Below are 24135 nucleotides of genomic sequence, written 5' to 3'. Positions count from 1 at the left end.
CCGCGGACTCTGAACGATGGATGCGCTCACCAGCCTGCGCGTGTTTCGCGAAGTGGTCGAAGCCGGCAGCTTCGTGAAGGCAGCCGAGCGCCTCGACATGTCGACGGCGATGACGAGCAAGCATGTCGCGAATCTCGAACGTCAACTCGGCGTGCGGCTCCTGAACCGCACGACACGGCGCCTGAGCCTGACCGAAGCCGGCAGCGTCTATTACGAGCAGTCCCGCGAGGCGCTCGATATATTGCAGGCGGCCGAGGCGGCGGTCGGCGCGCAGACCGCCGAGCCGAAGGGCGTGCTGAAGGTGACGGCGCCGGGCTGGTTCGCAAATCGGCGGTTCGCGGATCTGCTCGTCGCGTATCAGGCGCGTTATCCCGGCGTGCTGGTCGACTTGCGGCTGGAGAACCGCTTCGTCGATCTCGTCGAAGAAGGCTACGACATGGCATTGCGCGCGACGTCGGAGCCTTCGCCCTCGCTGATCGTGCGGCCGCTGTGCACGATGCCGTTCGTGCTGGCTGGCTCGCGCGCTTACCTCGAACGTCACGGCGAGCCTCGCCATCCCGATGATCTCGCGCGGCATCGCATGGTCTTGCCGACATATACGAACATCGAGTCCGTCACGCTGTCCGGCCCGGACGGCGCTTTCACCGTCAAAAATCAAGCCGTGTTGAAAACAAACGACACTTCGATGGCGCTACAACTGGTGAAAGCCGGCATCGGCCTCGCATATTTTCCGCTGTGGATCGTCGAAGCGGAGTTGGCATCGGGCGCGCTCGTGCGCGTCTTGCCGAGCTACGCGGCCTTTGCGCCAGCCGTCTACGCGGTGTACACGAGCCGCAAGTACATGACGACGAAGGTGCGCACGTTCATCGACTTTCTCTCCGGCGCGCTGGCGGATCGGCCAAACTGATTAGGAATACTCTTATTCAAGCGAAACGGGGCTGCGTGTGAAGATCGCGCCCGGCGTCCGGTTGGCGGACTGCCGATCTCTTCAGCGCATGAGGCATCCGCACATGGACTTCCCCTGGGTTCCGTTGCTTTTCAATCTGTTACTGCTGGGCGCCGTGCTCTTCGCGTGCCGCACGGCCAACGCGGCGATCGGCAAACCGGTCTGGAACGGCGCGCTCATCTACTGCGTCTTTTGCGTGCTGGCCATGGTGCTCGACTTCACGCTGACGATGGTGTTCGCGTCCGCGGGCTTTCATGCGCATACGCGGTACGAGGCCGTCGGATCGCGCACGGCGTGGAGCGCGCGCGTGCTCGGCTATCTCGTTCCGTGCGCGGTGTCGCTGGTGCTGGCGCTGCGGTTCCGGCAGCGGCAACGGAGCGCCCAGCCGCGCGTCGTGGAGGAGAAGATGCCGGACATGGTGGAAGCCGAAGCCACCTCGGCAGCGGCGTCGTAACGCATGAGCGGCAGGAGTGGATTCTTCGACGTTTGCCGTAAAAATCGCCGAAGCAGTTCTACTATCCGTTTCGCTCTGATATACTTTCGCTCTTTCGGGGCGTAGCGCAGCCTGGTAGCGTACCTGCATGGGGTGCAGGTGGTCGGAGGTTCAAATCCTCTCGCCCCGACCAAAATTCAAAAGGCTCTCCGGCTTCTGGCCGGAGAGCCTTTTGTCTAATGCGGCAACGGTTTCCTCTCTTTGCCGCGACGAAGCTCCGCGTCGAGCGCGTGTCTCGAAACCGCTGCAGCGCGCGAGAATTCACTTGCGTAACAGCCACTTAAGCTCTAATGTTCGACTGACACATAAGGAGCGGCACCGCAATGCCTCTGTCCGCTTGCGCGCCTGTCGATCACAGGCGCGCCCAGCCCGATCCCATCGCATCCTCGTTGCGCAGTGAGATCGCCAGAAGGTTCGACGCGCGAAGTGCTGCGCGCGTCGCGCGCTTCGGCCGCATCTATCCCGGCGGAAGCCGCTATGTCTGTGTCAGCGCGCCCGACACAATACGCGGCGGCTTCTACGCGCTCTATTTCTTTCACCACGGCGCGAACGACTGGCGCATTTACCCACCCCGCGGTATCGGGCCCAGCATCGTCTATTGGTCGGTCGCGGGATCGGAGAAAAGCGTCAAAGCCGCACCGGGCTGACGCTGTTCATCCCTTGGCGACGAGCAGCACTTCTCCGGTCATCGCTTCGTCGATCGTGCGCTTGTATGCCCGCGCCACATCGGCGGCCGGGATGCCGCTCGACGGATCCTTGCCCATCGACTGAAGCGTCTCCGCGACCCACCCCGGACTCACCGCGTTGACGCGCATTTTCGCCTGCAACTCCAGCGCCGCCGCACGCGCGAATCCTTCGACGCCCGCGTTGACGATACTCACGGCCGCGCTGCCGATCATCGGCTGTTGAGCGAGCGTGCCGCTCGTCAGCGTGATGCAGCCGCCCTCGTTCACATGGCCGATCGCGCAGCGCACGAGGTTGACCTGTCCCATCAGCTTGTTGGCGAGACTGAACGCGAAGTCGTCGTCGGAAAGCGCGTCGAGCGGCGCGAACTTCGCCGTTCCGCCGACGCATAGCACCGCGCTCACGTTGCCGACCTTCGAGTACATGGCCGCGATGCTCGCCTTGTCCGACAAATCCACGGCGACATCCGAGCCTTTGCGGCTCGCCGTTATGACATCGTGCTCGGGCGCAAGAATCCGCGCGATCTCCGTGCCCAGCAATCCCGTCGCGCCCACGATCAACACACGCATAAAGCCTCCCTGAAAAGAACGAGAAAGACACGCGGGTATCGTACAGCCGGCGCTCCATGCACGCTCGATACAAACGAAAAAGCCGCGATACGCGATCGCGGCTTTTTCGTATTCATGGCACCGGCGCTTACCCGCCGAGCAGATCGATCACCTGCATGATCTCCTTGCGAAGCTGGTCCACGTCGACCGCCGGCTGCTGCGCCTCTCCCGCGCCGGGCGTCTCGGCAGACATGGCATCGTCGCCATTGGCGCGCCCTTGCGCGTCGAGCCGATTACGCGCGCCGTTGATCGTGAAGCCCTGCTCGTAAAGCAGTTCGCGAATCCGCCGGATCAGCAGTACTTCGTGATGCTGATAGTACCGGCGATTGCCGCGCCGCTTGACGGGCCTGAGCTGCGTGAACTCCTGTTCCCAATAGCGCAGCACGTGCGGCTTGACGCCGCACAACTCGCTGACTTCGCCAATCGTGAAATAACGCTTGGCCGGGATCGGAGGCAAGACGACTTTTTCCATCGTCGATCAACCATCGTGGTGAGTGATGTCGATGAAGCGCGGCGGTCGGACAGCGGGATGCGCCCTCAGGCGCGAGATACGCGTCAGCGAGTCAGACTCGTCTCCGCTCCCGTTTCGACCAGCGCCTTCAGCTTCTGGCTCGCATGAAACGTGACGACCCGCCGCGCCGCGATGGGAATGGCTTCGCCAGTCTTCGGATTGCGTCCCGGACGCTGCGGCTTGTCGCGCAACTGGAAGTTGCCGAAGCCCGACAGCTTGACGCTGTCGCCGCTTTCGAGCGCGTCGCGGATGACCTCGAAGAACGCTTCGACCATGTCCTTCGCTTCGCGCTTGTTCAGACCGACGTGGTCGAACAGCATTTCCGCCAGTTCGGCTTTGGTGAGCGTCGGCGTGTCGTTCGACAACGCGCCCGAAGTGGTGTTGTCGCGAGTCATGGCGCTACGCTGCGCCGAAAGAAGGGCTTCGAAATCACTCGAGTTCATTTGGTTCATATCGGTAAAACGGCAAATGCGATTGAGACGGAGGGGCCAACTGCAGGCTATCCGCGCAACCGCGCGCCGTGTACTCGAGCCAGGCGATCCACCAGCGTGTTGATGGCCGTGTCGACCGTTTCGTCCTGAAGCGTGCCGCCAGTATCTTGCAACGTTACACGGAAGGCAAGACTTTTCTCATGCGCTCCCAAACCGCCGGAAGTGTTTGATTTTGGACGGAATTCGTCGAAAAGCACAACCCGCGTGACGTACTTGCAGGCGGGCTCGGAACGGGCGTTTTCGAGCTCGTCGAGAAGCGCCTGCACGGGCACATTCTGGTCCACGACGACGGCGATATCACGGCGCACCGGCGGGAATTTCGATACCTCGGACGGCGTCGGCAGCGCGCGTTCCATGAGCGCCTCCGCATCGATTTCGAAGAGAATCGGCGCGTGCGGCAGGTCGTACTTCTGCATCCAGCGCGGATGCAATTCGCCGATCCACCCGACCGCGCGCCCCGCGACGTCGATGCGCGCGCTGCGTCCCGGATGCAGCGCCGGATGCTCGGCCTTGACGAAGCGCGGCACGACCGGCGCGAACAGCGCCTCGACATCGCCCTTCACGTCGAAGAAGTCGACTTGGCGCGACGCCACGCCCCACTGCTCTTCGAGCGCGGGACCATACGCGAGACCGCCGATGCGCTTTGGCTGCGCGAAGCCTTCCACGGCGAGTTCGCCCGCCTTCACCGATGCATCGCGCAGAAACACGCGCCCTGCTTCGAACACGCGGATGCGGTCCGCGCGGCGGTTCAGGTTGTAGCGCAGCACGTCGATCAGACTGCCGAAGAGCGTCGTGCGCATGACCGAAAGCTGGCTCGCGATCGGGTTGATGAGCCTGACCGGATTGTCGTTGCCGGCGAAGTCCTTCTCCCACTCGGCGTCCACGAAGCTGAAGTTGACCGTCTCCGAATAGTCGCGCGCGGCAACCGCGTGGCGCAGCACGTGAATGGAGCGGACCGTCTCGTTCGTGCGGCGCATTTCGCTCGCGGCCACGGGCGGGCGCGCCGGAATCTTCTCGAAGCCGTAGATGCGCGCGACTTCCTCGATCAGGTCTTCCTCGATCTCGATATCGAAGCGATACGGCGGCGGCGTCACCTTGAAGGTATCGCCGTCACGTTCGAACGCGAGGTTCAAGCGTGTGAAAATCTGCGCGATCTCTTCCGCGCCGATCTCGACGCCGATGATGCGATGCGCGCGCTCGACGCGCATCGTCACCGGACGACGCTCGGGCACGTTCAGAGTCTGGTCGTCGACCGGACCGGCTTCGCCGCCGCAGATATCGAGGATCAGTTGCGAGATGCGTTCGATATGCTCGACCGTCGTCGAATAATCGACGCCGCGTTCGAAGCGATGCGCCGCATCCGTCGAGAAGTTGTACTTGCGCGCGCGGCCGCGGATAGCGTCGGGCCACCAGAACGCGGCTTCCAGATAGATGTTCGTGGTATCGAGCGAGACAGCCGTGCTGTCGCCGCCCATGATGCCCGCGAGACTTTCCACCTGACGATCGTCCGCGATCACGCCGACGGTTTCATCCAGCTCGACGGTGTTGCCGTTCAAGAGCTTCAGCGATTCGCCCTTCTTGCCCCAGCGCACTTCGATACCGCCGTGAATCTTGTCGAGATCGAACACGTGCGTCGGACGGCCGAGTTCGAGCATCACGTAGTTCGAGATATCGACGAGCGCGGAGATGCTGCGCTGGCCCGCGCGTTCGAGACGCTCGACCATCCATTGCGGCGTCTTCGCGCGTGCATTCACGCCGCGAATCACGCGGCCGGAGAAGCGGCCGCACAAGTCCGGCGCCAGCACCTTGACCGGCAGCGTTTCGTCGAGCGTCGTCTTGACGGGCGGCATGTCGAGCGTCGTCAGCGGCGCGCCGGTGATCGCAGCCGTTTCGCGCGCGACGCCGAACACCGAGAGGCAATCCGCCTTGTTCGGCGTGAGCTTGATTTCGAAGACGGTGTCGTCGAGGTTCAGCGCTTGGCGGATGTCCTCGCCGACCTTCGCGTCCGCCGGAAGAATCAGCAAACCGCTGTGGTCTTCGGAAAGCTTCAGTTCGCGCGCCGAGCACAGCATGCCCTGACTGTCGATGCCGCGCAGCTTCGTCGGCTTGATGGCGAACGGCTCGCCGCCCGCTTCAACTGGCGGCAAAACAGCGCCGATCAGCGCGACCGGCACCTTGATGCCCGGCGACACGTTCGGCGCGCCGCAGACGATGTTCAACTGCTCGCCCGTGCCGGCATCGACCTGGCAGACGTTGAGCTTGTCGGCGTTCGGATGCTTCGCCACTTCCAGCACTTGCCCGACGACGATCTTCGCGGTCGGCGGCGCGACCGGGCGCAGGTCTTCGACTTCGAGACCGGCCATCGTCAGCGCGTGAGCGAGTTCGTCAGTCGAGAGCTTGGGATCGACGAAGCTACGGAGCCATGATTCGGGGAATTGCATGTGTGTCTACGTTCGAATGAGGTGGTGTCTCTCGCCCGATGCTTCTGCGCAAACCGGGCGTCGCGGGCTGTGCGGCTTCAGGCGAACTGGCGCAGGAAACGCAGATCGTTCTCGAAGAAGAGGCGCAAGTCCTGCACGCCGTAACGCAGCATGGTCAGACGCTCGAGGCCGCTGCCGAACGCGAAGCCGATATACCGCTCCGGGTCCAGACCCATGTTGCGGATGACGGTCGGATGCACCTGGCCCGAGCCGGAGATCTCCAGCCATTTGCCCGCGTTCTTGCCGTGCTCGAACATCATGTCGATCTCGGCCGACGGCTCCGTGAACGGAAAATACGACGGGCGGAAGCGCACGAGAATGTCGTCGCGCTCGAAGAACTTCTTGAGGAAATCGGTGTAGACGCCCTTCAGGTCCGCGAAGCTGATGTTCTCCTCGATCCACAGGCCTTCGACCTGATTGAACATCGGCGAATGCGTGGCGTCGCTGTCCACGCGATAGGTGCGGCCCGGCACGATCACCTTGATCGGCGGCTTGTTCATGCGCGCGTAGCGCACCTGCATCGGGCTCGTGTGGGTGCGAAGCAGGAGCGGGCGTCCTTCGGCGTCCTTGCCATCGACGTAGAACGTGTCCTGCATCGAGCGCGCCGGATGGTTCTCCGGGCTGTTCAGCGCCGTGAAGTTATACCAGTCGGTTTCGATTTCGGGACCATCGGCCACGTCGAAACCGATCGAGCCGAAAATCTGCTCGACGCGTTCCCACGTGCGCATCACCGGATGCAGCGTGCCCGCGCCCGCGCCGCGCCCGGGGAGCGTGACGTCGATCGCTTCGGCGGCGAGACGCTGATTCAGCAGCGCATCGGCCAGCGCCTGGCGGCGCGCGTTGAGCGCGGCCTCGACCTGCTGCTTGGCGAGATTGATGCGCGCGCCTTCCGTTTTCTTCGCTTCGGGATCGAGCTTGCCCAAGCCCTTCAGCAGTTCGGTCAGCGCGCCGGACTTGCCGAGAAAGCGGGCCTTCTCGTTTTCGAGCGTCGTGGCATCGGTGGCGTGTTCAAAGGCGCTTTTCGCGTCGGCGACAATCTGGTCCAGATCCATTGATCCCATCTTTTCAACGTCGAAAGTTCAATCTGATTTACGGTTTTGCGCGTGACCTGGCTGCAACAAAGCCAACGAAGCCCACAGGCCAAGTCATGCGCAAAACCGTCCGGCCAACAAAAACGGGGCTCGGTGAGAGCCCCGTTTTCTGCCTTCGCGCAACCGTCTACGACACGGCGACGCTCAGGCAAACCACGCAGTACTAATTTCGCAATTAGGCTGCGACGGCGGCTTTCACCTGCTTGACGATCGCAGCAAAAGCAGCCTTGTCGAACACAGCCATGTCAGCCAGCACCTTGCGGTCGAGTTCGATCGAAGCCTTCTTCAGGCCGTTGATGAACACGCTGTAGGTCATGTCGTGCTGACGCACCGCCGCGTTGATACGCGTGATCCACAGTGCGCGGAACACACGCTTCTTGTTGCGGCGATCGCGGTAGGCGTACTGCCCAGCGCGCATGACCGCTTGCTTGGCGATGCGATAGACGTTATTGCGACGGCCGCGGTAACCCTTGGCCAGACGAATGATCTTCTTGTGACGGGCCCGTGCGGTAACCCCACGTTTTACTCGAGGCATGTTGCTCTCCTTAAGTTAGATGAGGTTAGGCGAACGGCAGCATTGCGCGGACGGAGTTCAGATCGGAATCATGAACGGCCGTGGCGCCACGCAGATGGCGTTTGTTCTTGGTGGTTTTCTTGGTAAGAATGTGGCGCTTGAAGGCCTGACCGCGCTTGACGGTACCGCCCGGACGCACCACGAAGCGCTTTGCAGCACTCTTCTTGGTCTTCATCTTCGGCATGAAACTACTCCAGTTTATTAGATGGTCATGGGTGTGCGGCTGATCTTCACGTACCGGCCAAGATCCCTTCCCGCCCTTCGAAACCCACGCGCCACTTGTATGCGGACGATCTCGTTGGAAGACCGCCGCTTTTCATGAACCGCGCCACTGATCCGGCACGCTTCTGAAACCGCTAGCGATGCCGCGCTGGCCGCCGTGTCCACAGACCGGGCGGCGCGCGATCCATCGCTGACTACTGTGCTTACTTCGCCTTCTTCTTCGGCGCCAGCACCATGATCATCTGGCGACCTTCCATCTTCGGCATCTGCTCGACCTGACCGACTTCGTCCAGATCCGCCTTCAGGCGTTCGAGCATGCGCATGCCGATTTCCTGGTGCGCCATTTCGCGCCCACGGAAACGCAACGTGATTTTCGTCTTGTCGCCGTCTTCGAGGAAGCGCGTGAGGTTGCGCAGCTTGACGTTGTAATCACCGTCATCCGTGCCGGGGCGGAATTTGACTTCCTTCACCTGCACGATCTTCTGCTTCAGCTTTGCCTCGTGCTGCTTCTTCGCTTCCGAGTACTTGAACTTGCCGTAATCCATCAAACGGCAGACAGGCGGCGAGGCCTGCGGCGCGATTTCGACGAGATCCACGTCGAGCTGTTCCGATTGACGGAACGCCTCGGCCAGTTTCACGATTCCGAGCGGCTCGTTGTCCACTCCGACCAAGCGCACTTCCGGTGCAGTGATTTCACCGTTGATGCGATGTGACGACTTATCAGTAGCGATGTTACGTTTCCTCTAAAGATGAAAAAACTAGCCGCGCTGCGAGTGACTTACTTGAACGCCCGCACTTCCTGCTGCAGACGTTCGAGGAATGCGTCGACCGGCATGACGCCGAGATCGACACCGCCACGAGCACGCACGGCCACGGTTTGCGCTTCACGCTCCTTGTCCCCGACAACCAGCAAATACGGGACCTTTTGCAGCGTGTGCTCGCGTATTTTATAGCTAATCTTCTCGTTGCGCAAATCGGCCTCAACTCTAAGCCCTTGTTTTTGCAACGATTGGACGAGAGATGCCGCGTATTCGGCCTGACTTTCGGCAATATTCAGCACGACTGCCTGCACAGGCGCGAGCCACGGCGGCATTGCACCGGCATGGTGCTCGATCAGGATGCCGAGGAAACGCTCCATCGAACCGACGATCGCGCGGTGAAGCATGACCGGGCGGCGTCGGCTGTTGTCCTCCGCGACGTACTCGGCGCCCAGACGCTCCGGCAGCACCATGTCGAGCTGCAGCGTGCCGCACTGCCAGGACCGGCCGAGCGCGTCCTTGATGTGATACTCGATCTTCGGGCCGTAGAACGCGCCCTCGCCCGCCAGTTCTTCCCACTTGAGACCACACGCGGTCAGCGCTTCGCGCAGGCCCTGCTCCGCGCGGTCCCAGATCTCGTCGGTGCCGGCGCGCTGTTCCGGGCGCAGCGACAGCTTGATGTCGATGTGCTCGAAGCCGAAGTCCTTATACACGCTCATGGCGAGCGTGTTGAAGGCGATCGACTCGGCGATGAACTGGTCTTCGGTGCAGAAAATGTGCGCGTCGTCCTGAACGAAGCCCCGCACGCGCATGAGACCGTGCAGCGCGCCCGACGGCTCGTTGCGATGGCATGAGCCGAACTCCGCGTAACGCAGCGGCAGATCGCGGTACGAGCGCAGGCCGTGGTTGAACACCTGCACGTGGCCCGGGCAGTTCATCGGCTTGATCGCGTAGTCGCGCTTTTCCGATTCGGTCGTGAACATGTTTTCACGATAGTTCTGCCAGTGACCCGACGCTTCCCACAGCGAACGGTCCATGACCATCGGAGTCTTGATCTCCAGATAGCCGGCTTCGTTCACGCGACGGCGCATGTACTGTTCGACTTGTTGCCACAGCGACCAGCCCTTCGGATGCCAGAACACCATGCCGGGCGCTTCGTCTTGCAAGTGGAACAGGTCGAGTTGCTTGCCGAGCTTGCGATGGTCGCGCTTTTCCGCTTCCTCGAGCATGTGGAGATACTGGTCCTGGTCTTCCTTCTTGGTCCAGGCGGTGCCGTAAATGCGCTGCAATTGCTCGTTCTTCGAATCGCCGCGCCAGTACGCGCCCGCGACCTTCATCAGCTTGAAGACCTTCAGCTTGCCGGTGGACGGCACGTGCGGGCCACGGCACAGGTCGATGAAATTGCCGTGCGAGTAGAGCCGAATCTCGTCGGATTCGGGAATCGACGAGATGATTTCGGCCTTGTACTGCTCGCCGATGCTCTTGAAGTACTCGACCGCCTCGTCGCGCGAGACGACGCGGCGCGACACGGGCTCGTCCTTCTTCGCGATCTCCTGCATGCGCTTCTCGATCTTCTCGAGGTCTTCGGGCGTGAAGGGACGGCTGTACGAGAAGTCGTAGTAAAAGCCGTTGTCGATGACCGGCCCGATGGTCACCTGCGCCTCAGGGAACAGGTCCTTGACTGCGTAGGCGAGCAAGTGCGCCGTGGAGTGACGAACGACATCCACGCCTTCCGGGTCTTTGTCGGTGACGATGGCGAGCGAAGAATCGTGGTCGATCACGAAGGACGTATCGACGAGCTCGCCGTTCAGCTTGCCGGCGAGCGCCGCCTTGGCGAGGCCCGCGCCGATCGATGCCGCGACTTCCGCGACGGTCACCGGGTGGTCGTATTGGCGGACCGACCCATCAGGCAAACGTACCGAAACCATTTCGTTCTCCAGGACGCCGGCGCACGCCGAGCGAGTTCGAATAAGCACTGGCCCGCGGTATCGAAAACAGAAACCGAGGGACAAAAAAAAATGCGGCCCCGCTTTCGAGGGGCCGCATTCACTTTTCACACATACCGCGAAACAAAAAGGGCAGAAGGCGAAAGAGGTCCTCGACTAGCGTCGCTCCGAATATTTTTCGGTCAACGTTCGAAGTGCCATTTCTTTGTTCGCCTTTTGCGCCTTCGCGCTTCTTGCGGAGTGAAACTCCGTGAACCGATGATTCGCCGAAGTCTCGTTTTCGTTGGTAGGCTCGATTGGACTCGAACCAACGACCCCCACCATGTCAAGGTGGTGCTCTAACCAGCTGAGCTACGAGCCTGAAAGAAGTGAGATTATATGGAGCGTTTCGAATTTTGGCAAGTGTTTCTGTACATGAATCGCGAAAATATTCGCCGATCCGTTCAACTTTCCGCGCAATGAAACGCCAGGCGAACCGCTAGGCGCGCCGCGACGCGCGAATCACGCCCGGCACTTCGCCGAGCAACGTGCACGCGCGCTGGATCTGCGCCGCGTTCGACACCTCGACCGTAAACTGCATGAACGCGATGTTTCGCCGGCTCTGGCTCTTGACGCCGATCACGTTCATCTTCTCCCGCGCGAACACTTCGGAGATATCGCGCAGCAGCCCCTGCCGGTCCGCCGACTCCACCGCGAGGTCCACCGGATAGACCGACGATCCGCGGCCGTTCATCACCTCCGCGGACCACGTCGTATGCAGCACCCGCTCAGGCGAGCGATGCGCCATGCGCTGGAACGTCGCGCAGTCGGTGCGATGAATCGACATGCCTTTGCCGCGCGTGACGAAACCTGCGATCGGGTCGGGCGGCGCCGGACGGCAGCAGCGCGCGAGCTGCGTGAGCAACGCGTCGACGCCGACGACCAGCACGCCCGTCGACGCGCCGTGCGCCACGCTCTGCCCGCTGCTGCGCTTTTCGAATTGCGCGGGCGCTTCCGGCTCCGGCTCGGGCGGCGGCGCGTCCGAGAGCGCCTGCTCGATGTTGCGAAGGCTGAACTCGTCCTTCGCGACGACCGCGTATAGCTCTTCCGGCGCCTTGAAGCCCAGCTTGGCCGCGAGCTGATCCAGATTGACCGACGTCTTGCCTTCGCGCTGCAAGGTCTTTTCGACGATCGCGCGGCCCTGCGCGACGTTCTCGGCCGCATCGATCGCGTTGAACCACGCGCGCACTTTCTGCCGCGCGCGCGGGCTGTGCAGATAGCCGAGTTGCGGATTGAGCCAGTCGCGCGACGGTCCGCCCTCCTTCACCGCGATGATCTCGACCGTCTGACCGTTCTGTAGCGGCGTATTGAGCGGCACCATCGCGCCATCGACACGCGCGCCCCGGCAGCGATGCCCGAGCTCGCTGTGCAGGTGATACGCGAAATCGACCGCCGTCGAACCGTGCGGCAGCGCGATCACGCGCGCCTGCGGCGTCAGCACGTAGATGTGGTCGTCGTCGAGCGTGGCGTCGCGCAGATGCTGCCAGCCGGGACGATCACCCTCCACGTCGTCTTTCCACGCGAGCAGCTGACGCAGCCAGGCGATCTTTTCGTCGTACTTCTCGCTTGCCATGACCTGGCCCGCGTAGCCGCGCGCCCCGGCCTCCTTGTAACGCCAATGCGCGGCCACGCCGTACTCGGCGAACTGATGCATCTCGTGCGTGCGGATCTGCACTTCGAACGCGCGTCCGTCGTCGCCGACAACCACCGTATGCAGCGATTTGTAGCCGTTGGGCTTCGGCCGCGAGATGTAGTCGTCGAATTCGCGCGGCACCGGCTGCCACAGGTTATGCACGATGCCGAGCACCGTGTAGCAATCCTTGATATCGCCGACGATGACGCGGAACGCTCGCACGTCGTTGAGTTCTGAGAAGTCGAGCTGCTTGCCGCGCATCTTCTTCCAGATGCTGTAGATATGCTTGGGCCGGCCGCTCACTTCGGCCTTGATGTGCGCGGTGTCCAGTTCCTTTTGCAGCCGCGCGATGGCCTCGGTCACATACGATTCGCGCTCGATGCGCTTTTCGTCGAGCAGCTTGGCGATGCGCTTGTAGGTGACCGGGTCTTCGAAGCGAAACGACAGGTCTTCGAGTTCCCACTTCAGTTGCCAGATGCCGAGGCGGTTGGCGAGCGGCGCGTAGATGTCGAGCGTCTCGCGGGGCACCTCGGGCGGCGGCTCGGTCTTGTTCGCGGCGTGGTAGCGCAGCGTCTGCAGGCGCGAAGCGAGCCGGATCAGCACCACGCGAATATCCTGCGCGAACGCGAGCAGCATCTTGCGCAGCGATTCGACCTGCGCGCGGCGCGCCGCCTGCGCGTCGCGCGTGTTGTCGGGCAAAGCGGCGAGCGTCGCACGGGAACTGACCGAGCCGAGGCGCAAGAGCTTGCGCACGTCGCTCACGAGCCGCTGCACTTCCGGCCCGAAGCGTTCGGCGATCAAGGTCTCGGGATGGTCGAGATGCGGCGCGAGCGCGAACAACGCGGCGGCGGCGACCGCATGCGGGTCGACGTTGAGCGTCTGCATGATGCGCGCGGTGCCCGCGGCGTGGTCCGCCAGCGATTCGCCCGTCGAGAGCCGCGCGTCCTTCGCGTGCTCGCGCACGAACGCGAGCGCGTCGTCGAACGACGGCTCGGGCAGCGTGTCAGCGGGGACGGTGCTCTCGGTCATACGGTAAAGCCACGACGGTCGTGCTGCTCGCCGGTTCAGCTACGTTGCGCCGCCACCACGACGACTTCGACGAGGCAAGCCGGATTCGCGAGCTTCGCCTCGACGGTGGCGCGCGGCGGCGTGTGACCCGGCGCGACCCACGCGTCCCACACGGCGTTCATGCCGGCGAAGTGCACCATGTCCGAGATGAAGATCTGCACGGACAACAGGTGCGACTTGTCGCTGTTCGCCTCTTCGAGCAGACGGTCGATGTGGCCCAGCACTTCGCGCGTCTGGCCGGTGATGTCCTGATCCGTGTCCTCCGCGATCTGGCCTGCGAGATACACCGTGCCGTTATGAATAGCGATCTCGGAAAGGCGCGCGCCGACGTGATGACGAGTAACTGCCATGGGTTATCCAGTCCTGTGATGAGTTCAAAAACGAGACAGAGCGTCACCCGCTCAGCCCGATATTATGCCCCGCGGGCCTCGTTTTCGAGAAAGAAGCGCCGCGCGACGGCGATCTGCTCGCTGTCGAGAAACGCGGGCGCATGGCCGGCGTTCGGCACTTCCACGCTCGATACCGCCTGCCCCTTCTCGACCATCTGCGCGACCGTCTCGCGCGACAGCAGGTCCGAGCTTTCGCCGCGCACGACGAGCACCGGCGTCGCGATCGACGCGAACGAATGCCACAAGAACGCTTCGCCTGCGGCATTCTGTTCGTCCGTGGCCTCGGAAAACGGCGCGGCGATGCCCGGGTCGTAGCGGAACGTCCACGCGCCGTCGCGCTCATGCAGAAGCGGCGCGTTGATGCTCGCCCACTCCTCATCGGTAAGCGGCCCGAACGACGCCGCGAGCGCCGCCGCGTGCCGGATGCCTTCATCGAGCGATGCAAAACGCGCGGGCTTGCCGAGGTAGCTGCGGATACGCTCGAGCGCCACCGGCTCGATATGCGGCCCGACATCGTTCAGGAGCAGCTTGCGGATCGGCGTGTTCTTCAATCCGCCGAGCACCATGCCGATCAGCCCGCCCATCGACGTGCCGAACCAGTCGACCGTTTCTACATTGAGCCGCGCGATCAGCGTGACCATGTCGGCGACGTACTGCGCGAGACCGTAGTAACGCGAATCGGCGAGCCAGTCCGAGAGGCCGCGGCCGACCACGTCCGGACACACCACGCGATACTCGCTTGCGAACGCCTGCGCGACCTTGTCGAAGTCGCGGCCCGAACGCGTCAGCCCGTGCACGCACAGCAGCACGCGCGGATTGGCCGGATCACCCCACTCGGTGTAAGCCATGCGATGCAGCCCCGCCGGACTCGCGCACTGCACGAAACGCTGGCGCGGTGCGGTGAGCGTGGAATGCGAAGGTTCGACGACGATGGATGCGCTCATGGAGATTCCTCGTGGAAGATGTCCGATCGATTCTAAAGCGTCCGGCGCACGGCCGAGCGTCGTTAGCCGAACGGACGATGCCTTGCGCGCCCCAAAAGCAAAGCGGGCGAAGCCTTCCGCCCCGCCCGCTTCCGAACCGCGTTCTCTTGCGAACTTACTGCACGCCGCTGACGTCGAGCGGCGCGCCGGTCTTGCGCTGAATCTCTTCGACGGTCACGCCGTCGGCGAGTTCGACCAGCTTCAGCCCGCTATCGGTCACGTCGATCACGCCGAGATCCGTGATGATGCGATCCACGACGCCCACGCCCGTCAGCGGCAGCGTGCATTCTTCGAGAATCTTGTGGTGGTCGCCCTTCGCCACATGTTCCATCAGCACGACGACGCGCTTCACGCCCGCGACGAGGTCCATGGCGCCGCCCATGCCCTTGATCATCTTGCCGGGGATCATCCAGTTGGCGAGGTCGCCCGACTTGCTGATCTGCATCGCGCCGAGAATCGCGAGGTTGATGTGGCCGCCGCGAATCATCGCGAACGAATCCGCCGACGAAAAGATCGACGAACCTGGCAGCGTCGTCACCGTCTGCTTGCCCGCGTTGATGAGATCGGCGTCGACTTCTTCCTCGGTCGGCGACGGCCCGATGCCGAGCAGCCCGTTTTCCGATTGCAGCCACACTTCGACGCCCGGCGGCACGTGGTTGGCGACGAGCGTCGGCAAGCCGATGCCCAGGTTCACATAGAAGCCGTCCTGCAATTCCTTCGCCGCACGCGCGGCCATCTGGTCACGAGTCCAAGCCATGGTCACTCTCCTTTCGCGCGGACGATGCGTTGTTCGATGCGCTTTTCCGGTTGCGCATTAAGGACGAGCCGTTGCACGAAAATGCCCGGCGTGTGGATCGCGTCCGGATCGAGTTCGCCGACTTCCACGATCTCTTCCACTTCCGCGACCGTGATCTTGCCGGCCATCGCGCACATTGGATTGAAATTGCGCGCGGTGCGGCGATAGATCAGGTTGCCCGACTTGTCGGCTTTCCACGCCTTGACGAGCCCGACGTCCGCCGTCAGCGAATGCTCCAGCACGTAGTGGTTCTCGCCGAACTGACGCGTTTCCTTGCCTTCCGCGATGATCGTGCCGTAGCCCGTGTTCGTGAAGAACGCCGGAATGCCCGCGCCGCCCGCGCGCAGCTTTTCGGCGAGCGTGCCCTGCGGCGTGAATTCCAGTTCGAGTTCGCCGGCCAGATATTGCCGCTCGAATTCCTTGTTCTCGCCCACGTACGATGAAATCATCTTCTTGATCTGGCGCGTCTCCAGCAACAGGCCGAGACCGAAGCCGTCGACGCCCGCGTTGTTGCTGATGCACGTGATGCCCTTCACGCCCGAATCGCGCAGCGCGGCGATCAGCGCCTCCGGAATGCCGCACAAGCCGAATCCGCCGACGGCGAACGTCTGCCCGTCCTTGACGATGTCATCGAGCGCCGCTTTCGCGCTGGGATAGACCTTGTTCATCTGTTTGTCCCTTCCATGTTGACCCGACTAAAGAACCGGTTTTAGCGCCGCCAGACAGCGCGCGGCGGCGTTTTCATCTGGCCGAAAGGGTACGCCGCGCGATCCATCCTGCACAATACGCAAAAATACATAAGTCATTGCCCGCGCCCGTCGTTGCTTGCGACGCGGCCGGGCGCCGGAATCGACATGCGTGAACTGGACTATCAAACCGCGTTTCATCTCGCGCCCGTCGGGCTCGTGTTGTCGCGAGAGCGCACCATCGAGGACTGCAACGAGGAGGTCTGCGCCATTTTCGGCGCCACGCGCGAGACGCTCATCGGCTGCTCGTTCGAGGTGCTCTATCCGACGCCGGACGAATTCGCGCGCATCGGGGAGCGCATCGCGGCGCATATCAGCGGCCGCGGCACCTACAGCGACGACCGCATCATGAAACGCGCGAACGGCGAACTCTTCTGGTGCCACGTGACCGGCCGCGCGCTCGACCGCGCCGCGCCGCATGCGGCGGGCGTCTGGACGTTCGAGGACCTGAGCGCGACGCGGCGCGTCGCCATCGAACTGACGCCGCGCGAACGGGAAATCGCCGCGCAGCTCGTCACGGGCAAGACGAGCAAGCAGATCGGCCGCGTGCTCGATATCAGCCCGCGCACGGTGGATATCTACCGTGCGCGGCTCATGCGCAAATACGACACCGGCAACGCAACGGAGCTTCTGCAGCGGCTGCTCGGCAACTGAGCTTAGGCGATCAGGACGCGACGGGCGCGGCCGTTTCGATCATCTGACGCAGCAGATCGGGAATCGGCACCGACTTGCCCGCCGCGTAGTCCACCCACACGACTTTCGCGGCGCCCCGCGCGTACAGCGTGCCGGGGGCATCGGCGCGATACAGCTCGAAGTGCGTGTCGAAACTGCTGCGTCCCGGCTTGCCGACCGACATCCGCGCGATCACGTCGCCGGGATAGTGCAGTTGCCTCAGAAACTCCATCGACGCATTCACAATGACGGGCCCTTGGCCCTCGCCGTTGCCGCCCGCCGCGCCGATCTGCTCGAACCACGAAATGCGGACCTGCTCCATGTAGCGGAAATAGACCGTGTTGTTGACGTGCCCGAAGGCGTCCATGTCGCCCCAGCGGATGGGCATGGACATTTCGAAGACCGTGTGAAATTCGGGGTCTGCGTTCAAAGGCGCGTTCTTGGGCGTATCGGTGTTGCTCATTCAACCTTCCAGTGTCTGAAAACAGCGCACCGCGCGGCCTTTTCCCGCGCGATGCTCATAGTGAAAAACCGTCGTCCGCCGAAATGACCGAACCGTTCATGAACTGCGATTCGTCGGCCGCGAGCAGCAGCAACAGGCCGTCGAGGTCTTCGGGCGCGCCGACGCGCCGGCGCGGCAGCATCGACACGAGCTTCTGGCCCTGCTCGGTCTTCCAGTGGTGGTGATTGATCTCAGTGTCGATATAACCTGGGCAGATGGCGTTCACGTTGATGCCGTGGCGACCCCATTCCATGGCCATCGCCTTGGTCATCTGCACGACGGCGGCCTTGCTCATGGAATACAGGCCGATTTGCGGAAACACGCGCAGCCCCGCCACGGAGGCGATGTTGATGATGCGATAAGCGGGCTTGGCCGCGCCGTTGCCGCGCATGATCATGCGCTTGGCCACTTCCTGCGCGACGAAGAACGCGCCGCGTACGTTCGTGCCGAAGACGAACTCGAAGTCCGCCGGCGTCACGTCGGTCAGCTTCTGCGTGGTGGAGACGCCCGAATTATTGACGAGAATGTCGATGGTACCGGCTTCCGTCTCCGCGTGCGCGACCGCCGCCTTGACGCTCAGATAGTCCGTCACGTCGAGCGACACGACGTGCGCGGCGCCGCCGGACGCCTCGATTTCGGCGCGCAGTTCCTTCAGCCGCTCGACGCGGCGGCTCGCGAGCACCACTTTCGCGCCCGCCTGCGAGAGCACCTGCGCAAAACGCTTCCCGAGCCCACTGGACGCGCCGGTAATCAGCGCGACCTTGCCTTCCAGGTTGATCGAACGGCCCATTGTGCTTCCTTCTTGTACGGTTGATTCAGCCTTGCGGGGGACGCGGGCAGCGCGAGGCGCGCGGTCGCGCCACTTGGCGTAGACACCGATACCACGGTATCACGAAAAATAGTACGATCGTGCAGATCAAGACACCTTCGGTTGCAGCCCGCCTGACGTTCGCTGACAATACGCGATCTTGGAAGGCCATTCTAACGGTAGAGAGGAACATTGATGACCCCGGCGAGCCTCATCGAGCAATACGGTCCCCGCGAATCGATGGAATACGACGTGGTGATCGTCGGCGGCGGCCCAGCGGGTTTGTCGGCTGCGATTCGCCTGAAGCAACTGGCGGCGGAAAAAGGCGTCGAAATCGGCGTCTGCGTGCTGGAAAAAGGCTCGGAGGTCGGCGCGCACATTCTCTCGGGCGCGGTGATGGACCCGCGCGGCCTCACGGAACTCATCCCCGACTGGAAGGAACAGGGCGCGCCGCTCGACGTGGATGTGACCGAAGACCGGTTCCTGTTTCTATCGCCGACCGGCGCGAAGCAGGTTCCGAACTGGCTGCTTCCCGACAACTTCAAGAATCACGGCAACTACGTCGTGAGCCTCGGCAACGTCACGCGCTGGCTCGGGCAGCAGGCCGAAGCGCTCGGCGTCGAAATTTTCCCCGGCTTTCCGGCAGCGGAAGTGCTCTATGCCGACGACGGCTCGGTGCGCGGCGTCGTCACCGGCAACATGGGCGTCGGCAAAGACGGGCAACCGACGGAGAACTTCCAGCTCGGCATGGAACTGCACGCGAAATACACGCTCTTCTGCGAGGGCGCGCGCGGGCATCTCGGGCGCCAGCTTATCGACAAGTTCAAGCTCAATCAGAATGCCGATCCGCAGGTATACGGCATCGGCATCAAGGAATTGTGGGAGATCGATCCGGTCAAGCACAAGCCGGGGCTCGTGATTCACACGGCCGGCTGGCCGCTGGAACCGGACACGTACGGCGGCTCGTTCCTCTACCACATGGACAACAACCAGGTCGTGGTCGGCTTCGTGGTCGGGCTCGGGTATTCGAATCCGTACCTGTCGCCGTTCGAGGAATTCCAGCGTTACAAGACGCATCCGTCGATCCGCGGGTTCCTCGAAGGCGGCAAGCGCCTGTCTTACGGCGCGCGGGCGATCACGGCGGGCGGTCTGATGTCGCTGCCGAAGCTCACCTTCCCGGGCGGCGCGCTCGCTGGCGACGACGCCGGTTTCCTGAACGCGTCGCGCATCAAGGGCAGCCACGCGGCAATCAAGACCGGCAAGTTGGCCGCCGAAGCCGCGTTCGACGCCGTGCAGGCCGGACGTCAGGCCGACGAACTAACTGCGTATCCGGAAGCCTTCGAGAACTCCTGGCTCAAGACCGAGCTCTACCGGGCGCGCAACTTCAAGCAGTGGATGAGCAAGGGCCTGTATCTCGGCTCGTTCATGGTCGGGCTGGAGCAGAAAGTGATGGGCGGCAACGTGCCGTGGACGCTGCATCATCAGCATTGGGATCATGAGATGCTGAAGCCGGCGTCGCAGTGCAAGCCGATCGTGTATCCGAAGCCTGATGGCAAGCTCACGTTCGATCGCCTCTCGTCCGTGTTCATCTCGAACACGAATCACGAAGAGAATCAGCCGGCGCATCTGACGCTGAAAGATCCGAGCGTGCCGGTCAACGTGAATCTGCGGACGTATGCCGGTCCCGAAGGCCGCTACTGCCCCGCCGCGGTCTACGAATTCGTGAAATCGGAAGACGGTAGCGATCGCCTGCAGATCAACGCGCAGAACTGCGTGCACTGCAAGACGTGCGATATCAAGGACCCAACGCAGAATATCGTCTGGGTGACGCCGGAGGGCGGCGGCGGGCCGAACTATCCGAACATGTGACGAAAGCGCCGGTTCCAGGACCGGCGTTTCTTTCTGATGCGGCGTTACTTGCCCGGTACGTGCGCGGGAATCTTCGGCGTGGCGACGGTCACATCGCCGCATTGCGCGCGGTGCCGCAGCGCGTGGTCCATCAGCACCAAAGCGAGCAGCGCCTCCGCGATGGGCGTCGCGCGGATGCCGACGCATGGATCGTGGCGCCCGAACGTCTCGACGGTAGCCGGCGCGCCCGCCTTGTCGACGGACTGACGCGGCGTGCGAATGCTCGACGTCGGCTTGATCGCGATGGACACGGTGATGTCCTGCCCGCTTGAAATGCCGCCGAGAATGCCGCCCGCGTGATTGGTAGCGAAGCCTTCGGGCGTCATCTCGTCGCCGTGCTGCGAGCCGCGCTGCGCGACGCTCGCGAAGCCCGCGCCGATCTCCACGCCCTTGACGGCATTGATGCCCATCATCGCGTGGGCGATGTCGGCATCCAGCCGGTCGTACAGCGGTTCACCAAGACCGACCGGCACGCCGCTCGCCACCACTTCGATGCGCGCGCCGACAGAATCGCCATCGCGGCGCAGAGCGTCCATGTACGCTTCGAGCTGCGGCACGACATCCGCGTTGGGCGCGAAAAACGGATTTTCGCGCACGTGCTTCCAGTCGACGAACGGAATCGGAATCTCGCCGAGCGCGCTCATGTATCCGCGCGTCTCGATGCCGAACTTCTCGCGCAGCCACTTTTTCGCGACCGCGCCCGCCGCGACTGTCGGCGCAGTCAGGCGCGCGGACGAGCGCCCGCCGCCGCGATAGTCGCGCACGCCGTACTTTTGCCAGTAAGTGTAGTCGGCATGACCCGGACGGAACGTTTCCGCAATGTTGCCGTAGTCCTTGCTGCGCTGATCCGTGTTGCGGATCAAGAGCGCGATGGGCGTGCCGGTGGTGACGCCTTCGAAGACGCCCGACAGAATTTCGACCTGATCGGCTTCCTGCCGCTGCGTCACGTGGCGCGACGTGCCCGGACGGCGCCGGTCCAGTTCCACCTGAATGTCGGCTTCCGTGAGCGCCATGCCCGGCGGGCAGCCGTCGATCACGCAGCCGATCGCCGGTCCATGCGATTCGCCAAAATTCGTGACGGTGAAGAGCGTGCCAAGGGTGTTGCCGGACATGAGTCGACCTGAGAGAAGTGTCGGGGGAGACCGCTATTATGCCAGCGCCGTCTGCCGTCTACCGCTATCGTCTACCGCTATCGCCGCGCGCCGCGCAGCGCCGTCACGCGGTCCTGCAAGTGCTGCGGCGTCGCATCTTCCGGGGCGATCGGCTCGCCCACCGCCAAGGTCAGACGCGTCATCACGCCCCGCCGAATCGGACGCGGCCACTGCGCGTTCTGGTCGCGCGAGAAGACGCTGCCCCACAGTCCGCGCAGCGCCATCGGCACGACGGGCGCCGGATGCCGCCGCAGAATCTCCGAGATGCCGTGCCTGAACGGGTTCATCTCCCCGGTACGCGTCAGTTTCCCCTCGGGGAAAATGCAGATCAGATCGCCGTCTTCTAGCGCCCGCTGGCAGGCCTGATACGCGCGTTCGAGCAGTTCCGCGTCTTCGTGCGCGGGCGCAATCGGAATCGCCTTCACATGACGGAACAGCCAGCCGACGAATGGCGTGCGAAAGATGCGGTGATCCATCACGAAGCGGATGGGGCGCGGACTCTCAGCCATGATGACGACCGCATCCACGTAGCTCACGTGATTGCACACGAGCACCGCCGCGCCGTGCGACGGAATGCGCGCGGCGTCGACCAGGCGAATGCGATAGAACGTGTGCACGAGCATCCACGCGATGAATCGCAGCAAGAACTCGGGCACGAGCGAGTAGATATACACGGCGACGAGCACGTTCAGCAGCGCCGTCACGAGAAAGAGACCGGGGATGCCCACGCCCATCGAGGTGAGCGCGAGCGCCATGAGCGCCGAGACGATCATGAAGAACGAATTGAGAATGTTGTTCGCGGCGATGATGCGCGCGCGGTGCGTCGGCTGGCTGCGCGCCTGAATGAGCGCGTAAAGCGGGACGCTGTAGAAGCCGCCGAACATCGCGAGCAGAAACAGGTCCGCGAGAATGCGCCAGTGCCGCGACACGAGCAGAAATTCGCTGACATTGAGCAGATGCGAAGCGGGCGCGATGCGGTGGCTCGCGAAGAACAGGTCGATCGCGAACACGCTGATGCCGATGGACCCGAGCGGCACCAGCCCGATTTCGACGCGGTGCTTCGAGAGCCGCTCGCACAGCAGCGACCCGGTGCCGATGCCGAGCGAAAACGTCGCGAGCAGGATGGTCACCACATCGGGATTCGCGGACAGCACGTCTTTCGCGAAATTGAAGAAGGACGTGAGAAACGTCGCGCCGACGAACCACAGCCACGAGATGCCGAGCAGACTCAGAAACACGGTTCGGTCCGACCGGGCGAGGTTCAGATTGCGCCACGTCTCGGACACCGGATTCCAGTTGATGCGCAGGTCGCGCTGAGACGCCTCCGACTTCGGCACGAAGCCCGACACGACGCGCCCGACAATCGCGAACGCGAGGCACGCCGCCGCGAGCAACAGCGCGCCGTGCTCCGCCGCGCCCGCCGCCGCCCCGCCGATGATCGTGCCGATGAGAATGGCGACGAACGTGCCCATTTCGACGAGGCCGTTGCCGCCGACGAGTTCCGTGCCTTTCAGATGCTGCGGCAGATAAGCGTACTTCACGGGACCGAAGACGGTGGAATGCACGCCCATCAGGAAGGTGCAGACGTACAGCAGCGGCGCGCTGTGCAGCAGGAATCCCGCGCTGCCGATCAGCATCACGACGATCTCGAAGCTCTTCACGAGGCGCGCGAGCACGGCCTTGTCGTACTTGTCGGCGATCTGTCCGGAAGTCGCCGAAAACAGCACGAACGGCACGATAAAGATGGCGGAGATCAAGAACGCCGCGGTCTTCGGATCCACGCCGGAGAAGCGCGCCGCCTGAAACGTCACGAGCGACGTGAAGCCGACCTTGAAGACGTTGTCGTTCATGGCCCCGAGAAACTGCGTCCAGAAGAACGGTGCAAAGCGGCGCTCGCGCAGCAGACGGAACTGGCTCTCGCCGGCGGCGGGCGACTTGCGGGAAGCACGCGGGCCTGCGTCGTTCTTTGCGTTCAACGGGTTGTCACTCATGGTTATCGGTCAGATTGTGTCTTTGTGTGCTCAAACGCCGGACGAAAAAAAACGCGCCCTTCGGCGCGCTGCGATGTTCAGGCTCGACTTCTGTATGGCGATTCGGTCACTTCAGGCTGCCGCGCGGCGACGCGCGCGGCATGCAGCCCTGACTTCAGCGAACGTTCTGCTGCTCCTGCTGGCCTTGCTCTTCCGGCCAGTCGCGGATATACGCCTTCAACATGCGGTTCTCGAAACCCTGCTCCTCGACCACGGCCTTCGCCACGTCGTAGAACGAGATGACGCCCATCAGCGCGCGATTTTCCATGACCGGCAGATAGCGCACGTGATGCTCCAGCATCATGCGGCGGATTTCATTCACGTCGGTTTCGGGCGTGCAGGTGAGCGGATGGTCGTCCATGACCTTGCGGATGGTCGTGGTGCCGACGCCGCCGCCGTTCTCGCGCAGCGTCAGGATGATTTCGCGGAAAGTCAGCATGCCGACCAAATCGCCGTATTCCATGACGACGAGCGAGCCGATGTCGTGAGCCGCCATGACGTTGATCGCGTCGGAGAGCGGCGTATCGGGCGTAACGGTGAATAGCGCGTTGCCCTTCACCTTCAGAATGTCGCTGACTCGCATGACTTTCTCCTTGCGAAATGCCT

24 protein-coding genes and 2 tRNA genes are annotated in these 24135 nt (G+C 63.1%); 6 read left to right on the top strand and 20 right to left on the bottom strand.

Going from position 1 to position 24135, the window contains the following annotated elements; translation table 11 throughout:
- The first annotated feature begins 16 nt into the window (after positions 1–16).
- From HWX53_RS07175 to HWX53_RS07160, 4 genes are all read left to right on the top strand, one after another.
- Positions 17–907: a LysR family transcriptional regulator gene (locus HWX53_RS07175; protein ID WP_175940084.1), complete on the top strand. Its 891-nt coding sequence runs from the start codon at positions 17–19 to the stop codon at positions 905–907.
- A gap of 103 nt (positions 908–1010) precedes the next feature.
- Positions 1011–1400 (top strand): hypothetical protein, encoded by a 390-nt coding sequence (locus HWX53_RS07170; RefSeq protein ID WP_175940083.1) that lies wholly within the window; start codon positions 1011–1013, stop codon positions 1398–1400.
- A gap of 95 nt (positions 1401–1495) precedes the next feature.
- Positions 1496–1572, top strand: a tRNA-Pro gene (locus HWX53_RS07165).
- Positions 1573–1828: 256 nt separating this feature from the next.
- Positions 1829–2086 (top strand): hypothetical protein, encoded by a 258-nt coding sequence (locus HWX53_RS07160; protein ID WP_175940082.1) that lies wholly within the window; start codon positions 1829–1831, stop codon positions 2084–2086.
- 6 nt (positions 2087–2092) lie between these two features.
- Here HWX53_RS07160 and HWX53_RS07155 read toward each other — a convergent pair whose 3' ends face one another.
- The 15 genes from HWX53_RS07155 to HWX53_RS07085 form a co-directional block, all read right to left on the bottom strand.
- A complete protein-coding gene (locus tag HWX53_RS07155) occupies positions 2093–2692 on the bottom strand; it encodes a short chain dehydrogenase (RefSeq protein ID WP_175940081.1) in 600 nt (199 codons plus the stop codon).
- Positions 2693–2819: 127 nt separating this feature from the next.
- On the bottom strand, positions 2820–3203 hold the full coding sequence (locus HWX53_RS07150; protein WP_175940080.1) for a MerR family transcriptional regulator: 384 nt from the start codon (positions 3201–3203) through the stop codon (positions 2820–2822).
- Between the two features lie 83 nt (positions 3204–3286).
- Positions 3287–3694 (bottom strand): integration host factor subunit alpha, encoded by a 408-nt coding sequence (locus HWX53_RS07145; RefSeq protein ID WP_159835930.1) that lies wholly within the window; start codon positions 3692–3694, stop codon positions 3287–3289.
- 47 nt (positions 3695–3741) lie between these two features.
- On the bottom strand, positions 3742–6174 hold the full coding sequence (pheT, locus tag HWX53_RS07140) for a phenylalanine--tRNA ligase subunit beta (RefSeq protein ID WP_175940079.1): 2433 nt from the start codon (positions 6172–6174) through the stop codon (positions 3742–3744).
- Between the two features lie 77 nt (positions 6175–6251).
- On the bottom strand, positions 6252–7265 hold the full coding sequence (pheS, locus tag HWX53_RS07135; RefSeq protein WP_175940078.1) for a phenylalanine--tRNA ligase subunit alpha: 1014 nt from the start codon (positions 7263–7265) through the stop codon (positions 6252–6254).
- 214 nt (positions 7266–7479) lie between these two features.
- Positions 7480–7839: a 50S ribosomal protein L20 gene (gene rplT / locus HWX53_RS07130; protein ID WP_008350196.1), complete on the bottom strand. Its 360-nt coding sequence runs from the start codon at positions 7837–7839 to the stop codon at positions 7480–7482.
- A 25-nt stretch (positions 7840–7864) separates the two neighbouring features.
- Positions 7865–8062 carry a 50S ribosomal protein L35 gene (gene rpmI / locus HWX53_RS07125; RefSeq protein ID WP_004191477.1) on the bottom strand — a complete coding sequence of 66 codons (198 nt, stop codon included), beginning with the start codon at positions 8060–8062 and terminating at the stop codon, positions 7865–7867.
- A gap of 241 nt (positions 8063–8303) precedes the next feature.
- Entirely contained in the window at positions 8304–8831 is a 528-nt protein-coding gene (gene infC / locus HWX53_RS07120; RefSeq protein ID WP_175940639.1) for a translation initiation factor IF-3, read from the bottom strand.
- A 47-nt stretch (positions 8832–8878) separates the two neighbouring features.
- The gene (gene thrS / locus HWX53_RS07115; RefSeq protein ID WP_175940077.1) at positions 8879–10786 is read right to left on the bottom strand and encodes a threonine--tRNA ligase; all 1908 of its coding nucleotides are present in this window, start codon (positions 10784–10786) and stop codon (positions 8879–8881) included.
- Positions 10787–11088: 302 nt separating this feature from the next.
- Positions 11089–11165 (bottom strand) — tRNA-Val (locus HWX53_RS07110).
- A gap of 117 nt (positions 11166–11282) precedes the next feature.
- On the bottom strand, positions 11283–13505 hold the full coding sequence (locus HWX53_RS07105; RefSeq protein WP_175940076.1) for a bifunctional (p)ppGpp synthetase/guanosine-3',5'-bis(diphosphate) 3'-pyrophosphohydrolase: 2223 nt from the start codon (positions 13503–13505) through the stop codon (positions 11283–11285).
- Between the two features lie 35 nt (positions 13506–13540).
- Entirely contained in the window at positions 13541–13894 is a 354-nt protein-coding gene (locus HWX53_RS07100) for a RidA family protein (RefSeq protein WP_175940075.1), read from the bottom strand.
- A 62-nt stretch (positions 13895–13956) separates the two neighbouring features.
- Positions 13957–14877: an alpha/beta hydrolase gene (locus tag HWX53_RS07095; protein ID WP_175940074.1), complete on the bottom strand. Its 921-nt coding sequence runs from the start codon at positions 14875–14877 to the stop codon at positions 13957–13959.
- 154 nt (positions 14878–15031) lie between these two features.
- Entirely contained in the window at positions 15032–15673 is a 642-nt protein-coding gene (locus tag HWX53_RS07090) for a CoA transferase subunit B (RefSeq protein WP_175940073.1), read from the bottom strand.
- A gap of 2 nt (positions 15674–15675) precedes the next feature.
- A complete protein-coding gene (locus HWX53_RS07085) occupies positions 15676–16380 on the bottom strand; it encodes a CoA transferase subunit A (protein WP_175940072.1) in 705 nt (234 codons plus the stop codon).
- Between the two features lie 186 nt (positions 16381–16566).
- On the opposite strand from HWX53_RS07085, the gene HWX53_RS07080 reads away from it, so the two are divergent.
- A complete protein-coding gene (locus HWX53_RS07080; protein WP_175940071.1) occupies positions 16567–17112 on the top strand; it encodes a LuxR C-terminal-related transcriptional regulator in 546 nt (181 codons plus the stop codon).
- Positions 17113–17122: 10 nt separating this feature from the next.
- Here the strand turns inward: HWX53_RS07080 and HWX53_RS07075 are convergent, their stop codons facing one another.
- Together HWX53_RS07075 and HWX53_RS07070 are read right to left on the bottom strand one after the other, a co-directional pair.
- Entirely contained in the window at positions 17123–17593 is a 471-nt protein-coding gene (locus HWX53_RS07075) for a thioesterase family protein (RefSeq protein WP_175940070.1), read from the bottom strand.
- 55 nt (positions 17594–17648) lie between these two features.
- Positions 17649–18422 carry an SDR family oxidoreductase gene (locus tag HWX53_RS07070; RefSeq protein WP_175940069.1) on the bottom strand — a complete coding sequence of 258 codons (774 nt, stop codon included), beginning with the start codon at positions 18420–18422 and terminating at the stop codon, positions 17649–17651.
- Between the two features lie 213 nt (positions 18423–18635).
- On the opposite strand from HWX53_RS07070, the gene HWX53_RS07065 reads away from it, so the two are divergent.
- Positions 18636–20309 (top strand): electron transfer flavoprotein-ubiquinone oxidoreductase, encoded by a 1674-nt coding sequence (locus tag HWX53_RS07065; RefSeq protein ID WP_175940068.1) that lies wholly within the window; start codon positions 18636–18638, stop codon positions 20307–20309.
- Between the two features lie 44 nt (positions 20310–20353).
- Here HWX53_RS07065 and aroC read toward each other — a convergent pair whose 3' ends face one another.
- From aroC to HWX53_RS07050, 3 genes are all read right to left on the bottom strand, one after another.
- Positions 20354–21460 carry a chorismate synthase gene (aroC, locus tag HWX53_RS07060; protein ID WP_175940067.1) on the bottom strand — a complete coding sequence of 369 codons (1107 nt, stop codon included), beginning with the start codon at positions 21458–21460 and terminating at the stop codon, positions 20354–20356.
- A gap of 77 nt (positions 21461–21537) precedes the next feature.
- Positions 21538–23490, bottom strand: coding sequence for an MFS transporter (locus HWX53_RS07055; protein ID WP_175940066.1), 1953 nt, complete (start codon positions 23488–23490; stop codon positions 21538–21540).
- A 154-nt stretch (positions 23491–23644) separates the two neighbouring features.
- The gene (locus HWX53_RS07050; RefSeq protein WP_175940065.1) at positions 23645–24112 is read right to left on the bottom strand and encodes a CBS domain-containing protein; all 468 of its coding nucleotides are present in this window, start codon (positions 24110–24112) and stop codon (positions 23645–23647) included.
- Positions 24113–24135: the final 23 nt, after the last annotated feature.

The organism is Caballeronia sp. BCC1704, assembly GCF_902833455.1.
Lineage (GTDB): Bacteria > Pseudomonadota > Gammaproteobacteria > Burkholderiales > Burkholderiaceae > Caballeronia.
This window is presented reverse-complemented; position numbering and strand designations above follow the sequence as displayed.

Bases quoted from the DNA above. Each gene is read 5' to 3' on its own strand.
- HWX53_RS07175 (WP_175940084.1), top strand. From the start codon at position 17: ATGGATGCGCTCACCAGCCTGCGCGTGTTTCGCGAAGTGGTCGAAGCC.
- HWX53_RS07170 (WP_175940083.1), top strand. From the start codon at position 1,011: ATGGACTTCCCCTGGGTTCCGTTGCTTTTCAATCTGTTACTGCTGGGC.
- HWX53_RS07155 (WP_175940081.1), bottom strand. From the start codon at position 2,692: ATGCGTGTGTTGATCGTGGGCGCGACGGGATTGCTGGGCACGGAGATC.
- HWX53_RS07150 (WP_175940080.1), bottom strand. From the start codon at position 3,203: ATGGAAAAAGTCGTCTTGCCTCCGATCCCGGCCAAGCGTTATTTCACG.
- HWX53_RS07145 (WP_159835930.1), bottom strand. From the start codon at position 3,694: ATGAACCAAATGAACTCGAGTGATTTCGAAGCCCTTCTTTCGGCGCAG.
- pheT (WP_175940079.1), bottom strand. From the start codon at position 6,174: ATGCAATTCCCCGAATCATGGCTCCGTAGCTTCGTCGATCCCAAGCTC.
- pheS (WP_175940078.1), bottom strand. From the start codon at position 7,265: ATGGATCTGGACCAGATTGTCGCCGACGCGAAAAGCGCCTTTGAACAC.
- rplT (WP_008350196.1), bottom strand. From the start codon at position 7,839: ATGCCTCGAGTAAAACGTGGGGTTACCGCACGGGCCCGTCACAAGAAG.
- rpmI (WP_004191477.1), bottom strand. From the start codon at position 8,062: ATGCCGAAGATGAAGACCAAGAAGAGTGCTGCAAAGCGCTTCGTGGTG.
- thrS (WP_175940077.1), bottom strand. From the start codon at position 10,786: ATGGTTTCGGTACGTTTGCCTGATGGGTCGGTCCGCCAATACGACCAC.
- HWX53_RS07105 (WP_175940076.1), bottom strand. From the start codon at position 13,505: ATGACCGAGAGCACCGTCCCCGCTGACACGCTGCCCGAGCCGTCGTTC.
- HWX53_RS07100 (WP_175940075.1), bottom strand. From the start codon at position 13,894: ATGGCAGTTACTCGTCATCACGTCGGCGCGCGCCTTTCCGAGATCGCT.
- HWX53_RS07095 (WP_175940074.1), bottom strand. From the start codon at position 14,877: ATGAGCGCATCCATCGTCGTCGAACCTTCGCATTCCACGCTCACCGCA.
- HWX53_RS07090 (WP_175940073.1), bottom strand. From the start codon at position 15,673: ATGGCTTGGACTCGTGACCAGATGGCCGCGCGTGCGGCGAAGGAATTG.
- HWX53_RS07085 (WP_175940072.1), bottom strand. From the start codon at position 16,380: ATGAACAAGGTCTATCCCAGCGCGAAAGCGGCGCTCGATGACATCGTC.
- HWX53_RS07080 (WP_175940071.1), top strand. From the start codon at position 16,567: ATGCGTGAACTGGACTATCAAACCGCGTTTCATCTCGCGCCCGTCGGG.
- HWX53_RS07075 (WP_175940070.1), bottom strand. From the start codon at position 17,593: ATGAGCAACACCGATACGCCCAAGAACGCGCCTTTGAACGCAGACCCC.
- HWX53_RS07070 (WP_175940069.1), bottom strand. From the start codon at position 18,422: ATGGGCCGTTCGATCAACCTGGAAGGCAAGGTCGCGCTGATTACCGGC.
- HWX53_RS07065 (WP_175940068.1), top strand. From the start codon at position 18,636: ATGACCCCGGCGAGCCTCATCGAGCAATACGGTCCCCGCGAATCGATG.
- aroC (WP_175940067.1), bottom strand. From the start codon at position 21,460: ATGTCCGGCAACACCCTTGGCACGCTCTTCACCGTCACGAATTTTGGC.
- HWX53_RS07055 (WP_175940066.1), bottom strand. From the start codon at position 23,490: ATGAGTGACAACCCGTTGAACGCAAAGAACGACGCAGGCCCGCGTGCT.
- HWX53_RS07050 (WP_175940065.1), bottom strand. From the start codon at position 24,112: ATGCGAGTCAGCGACATTCTGAAGGTGAAGGGCAACGCGCTATTCACC.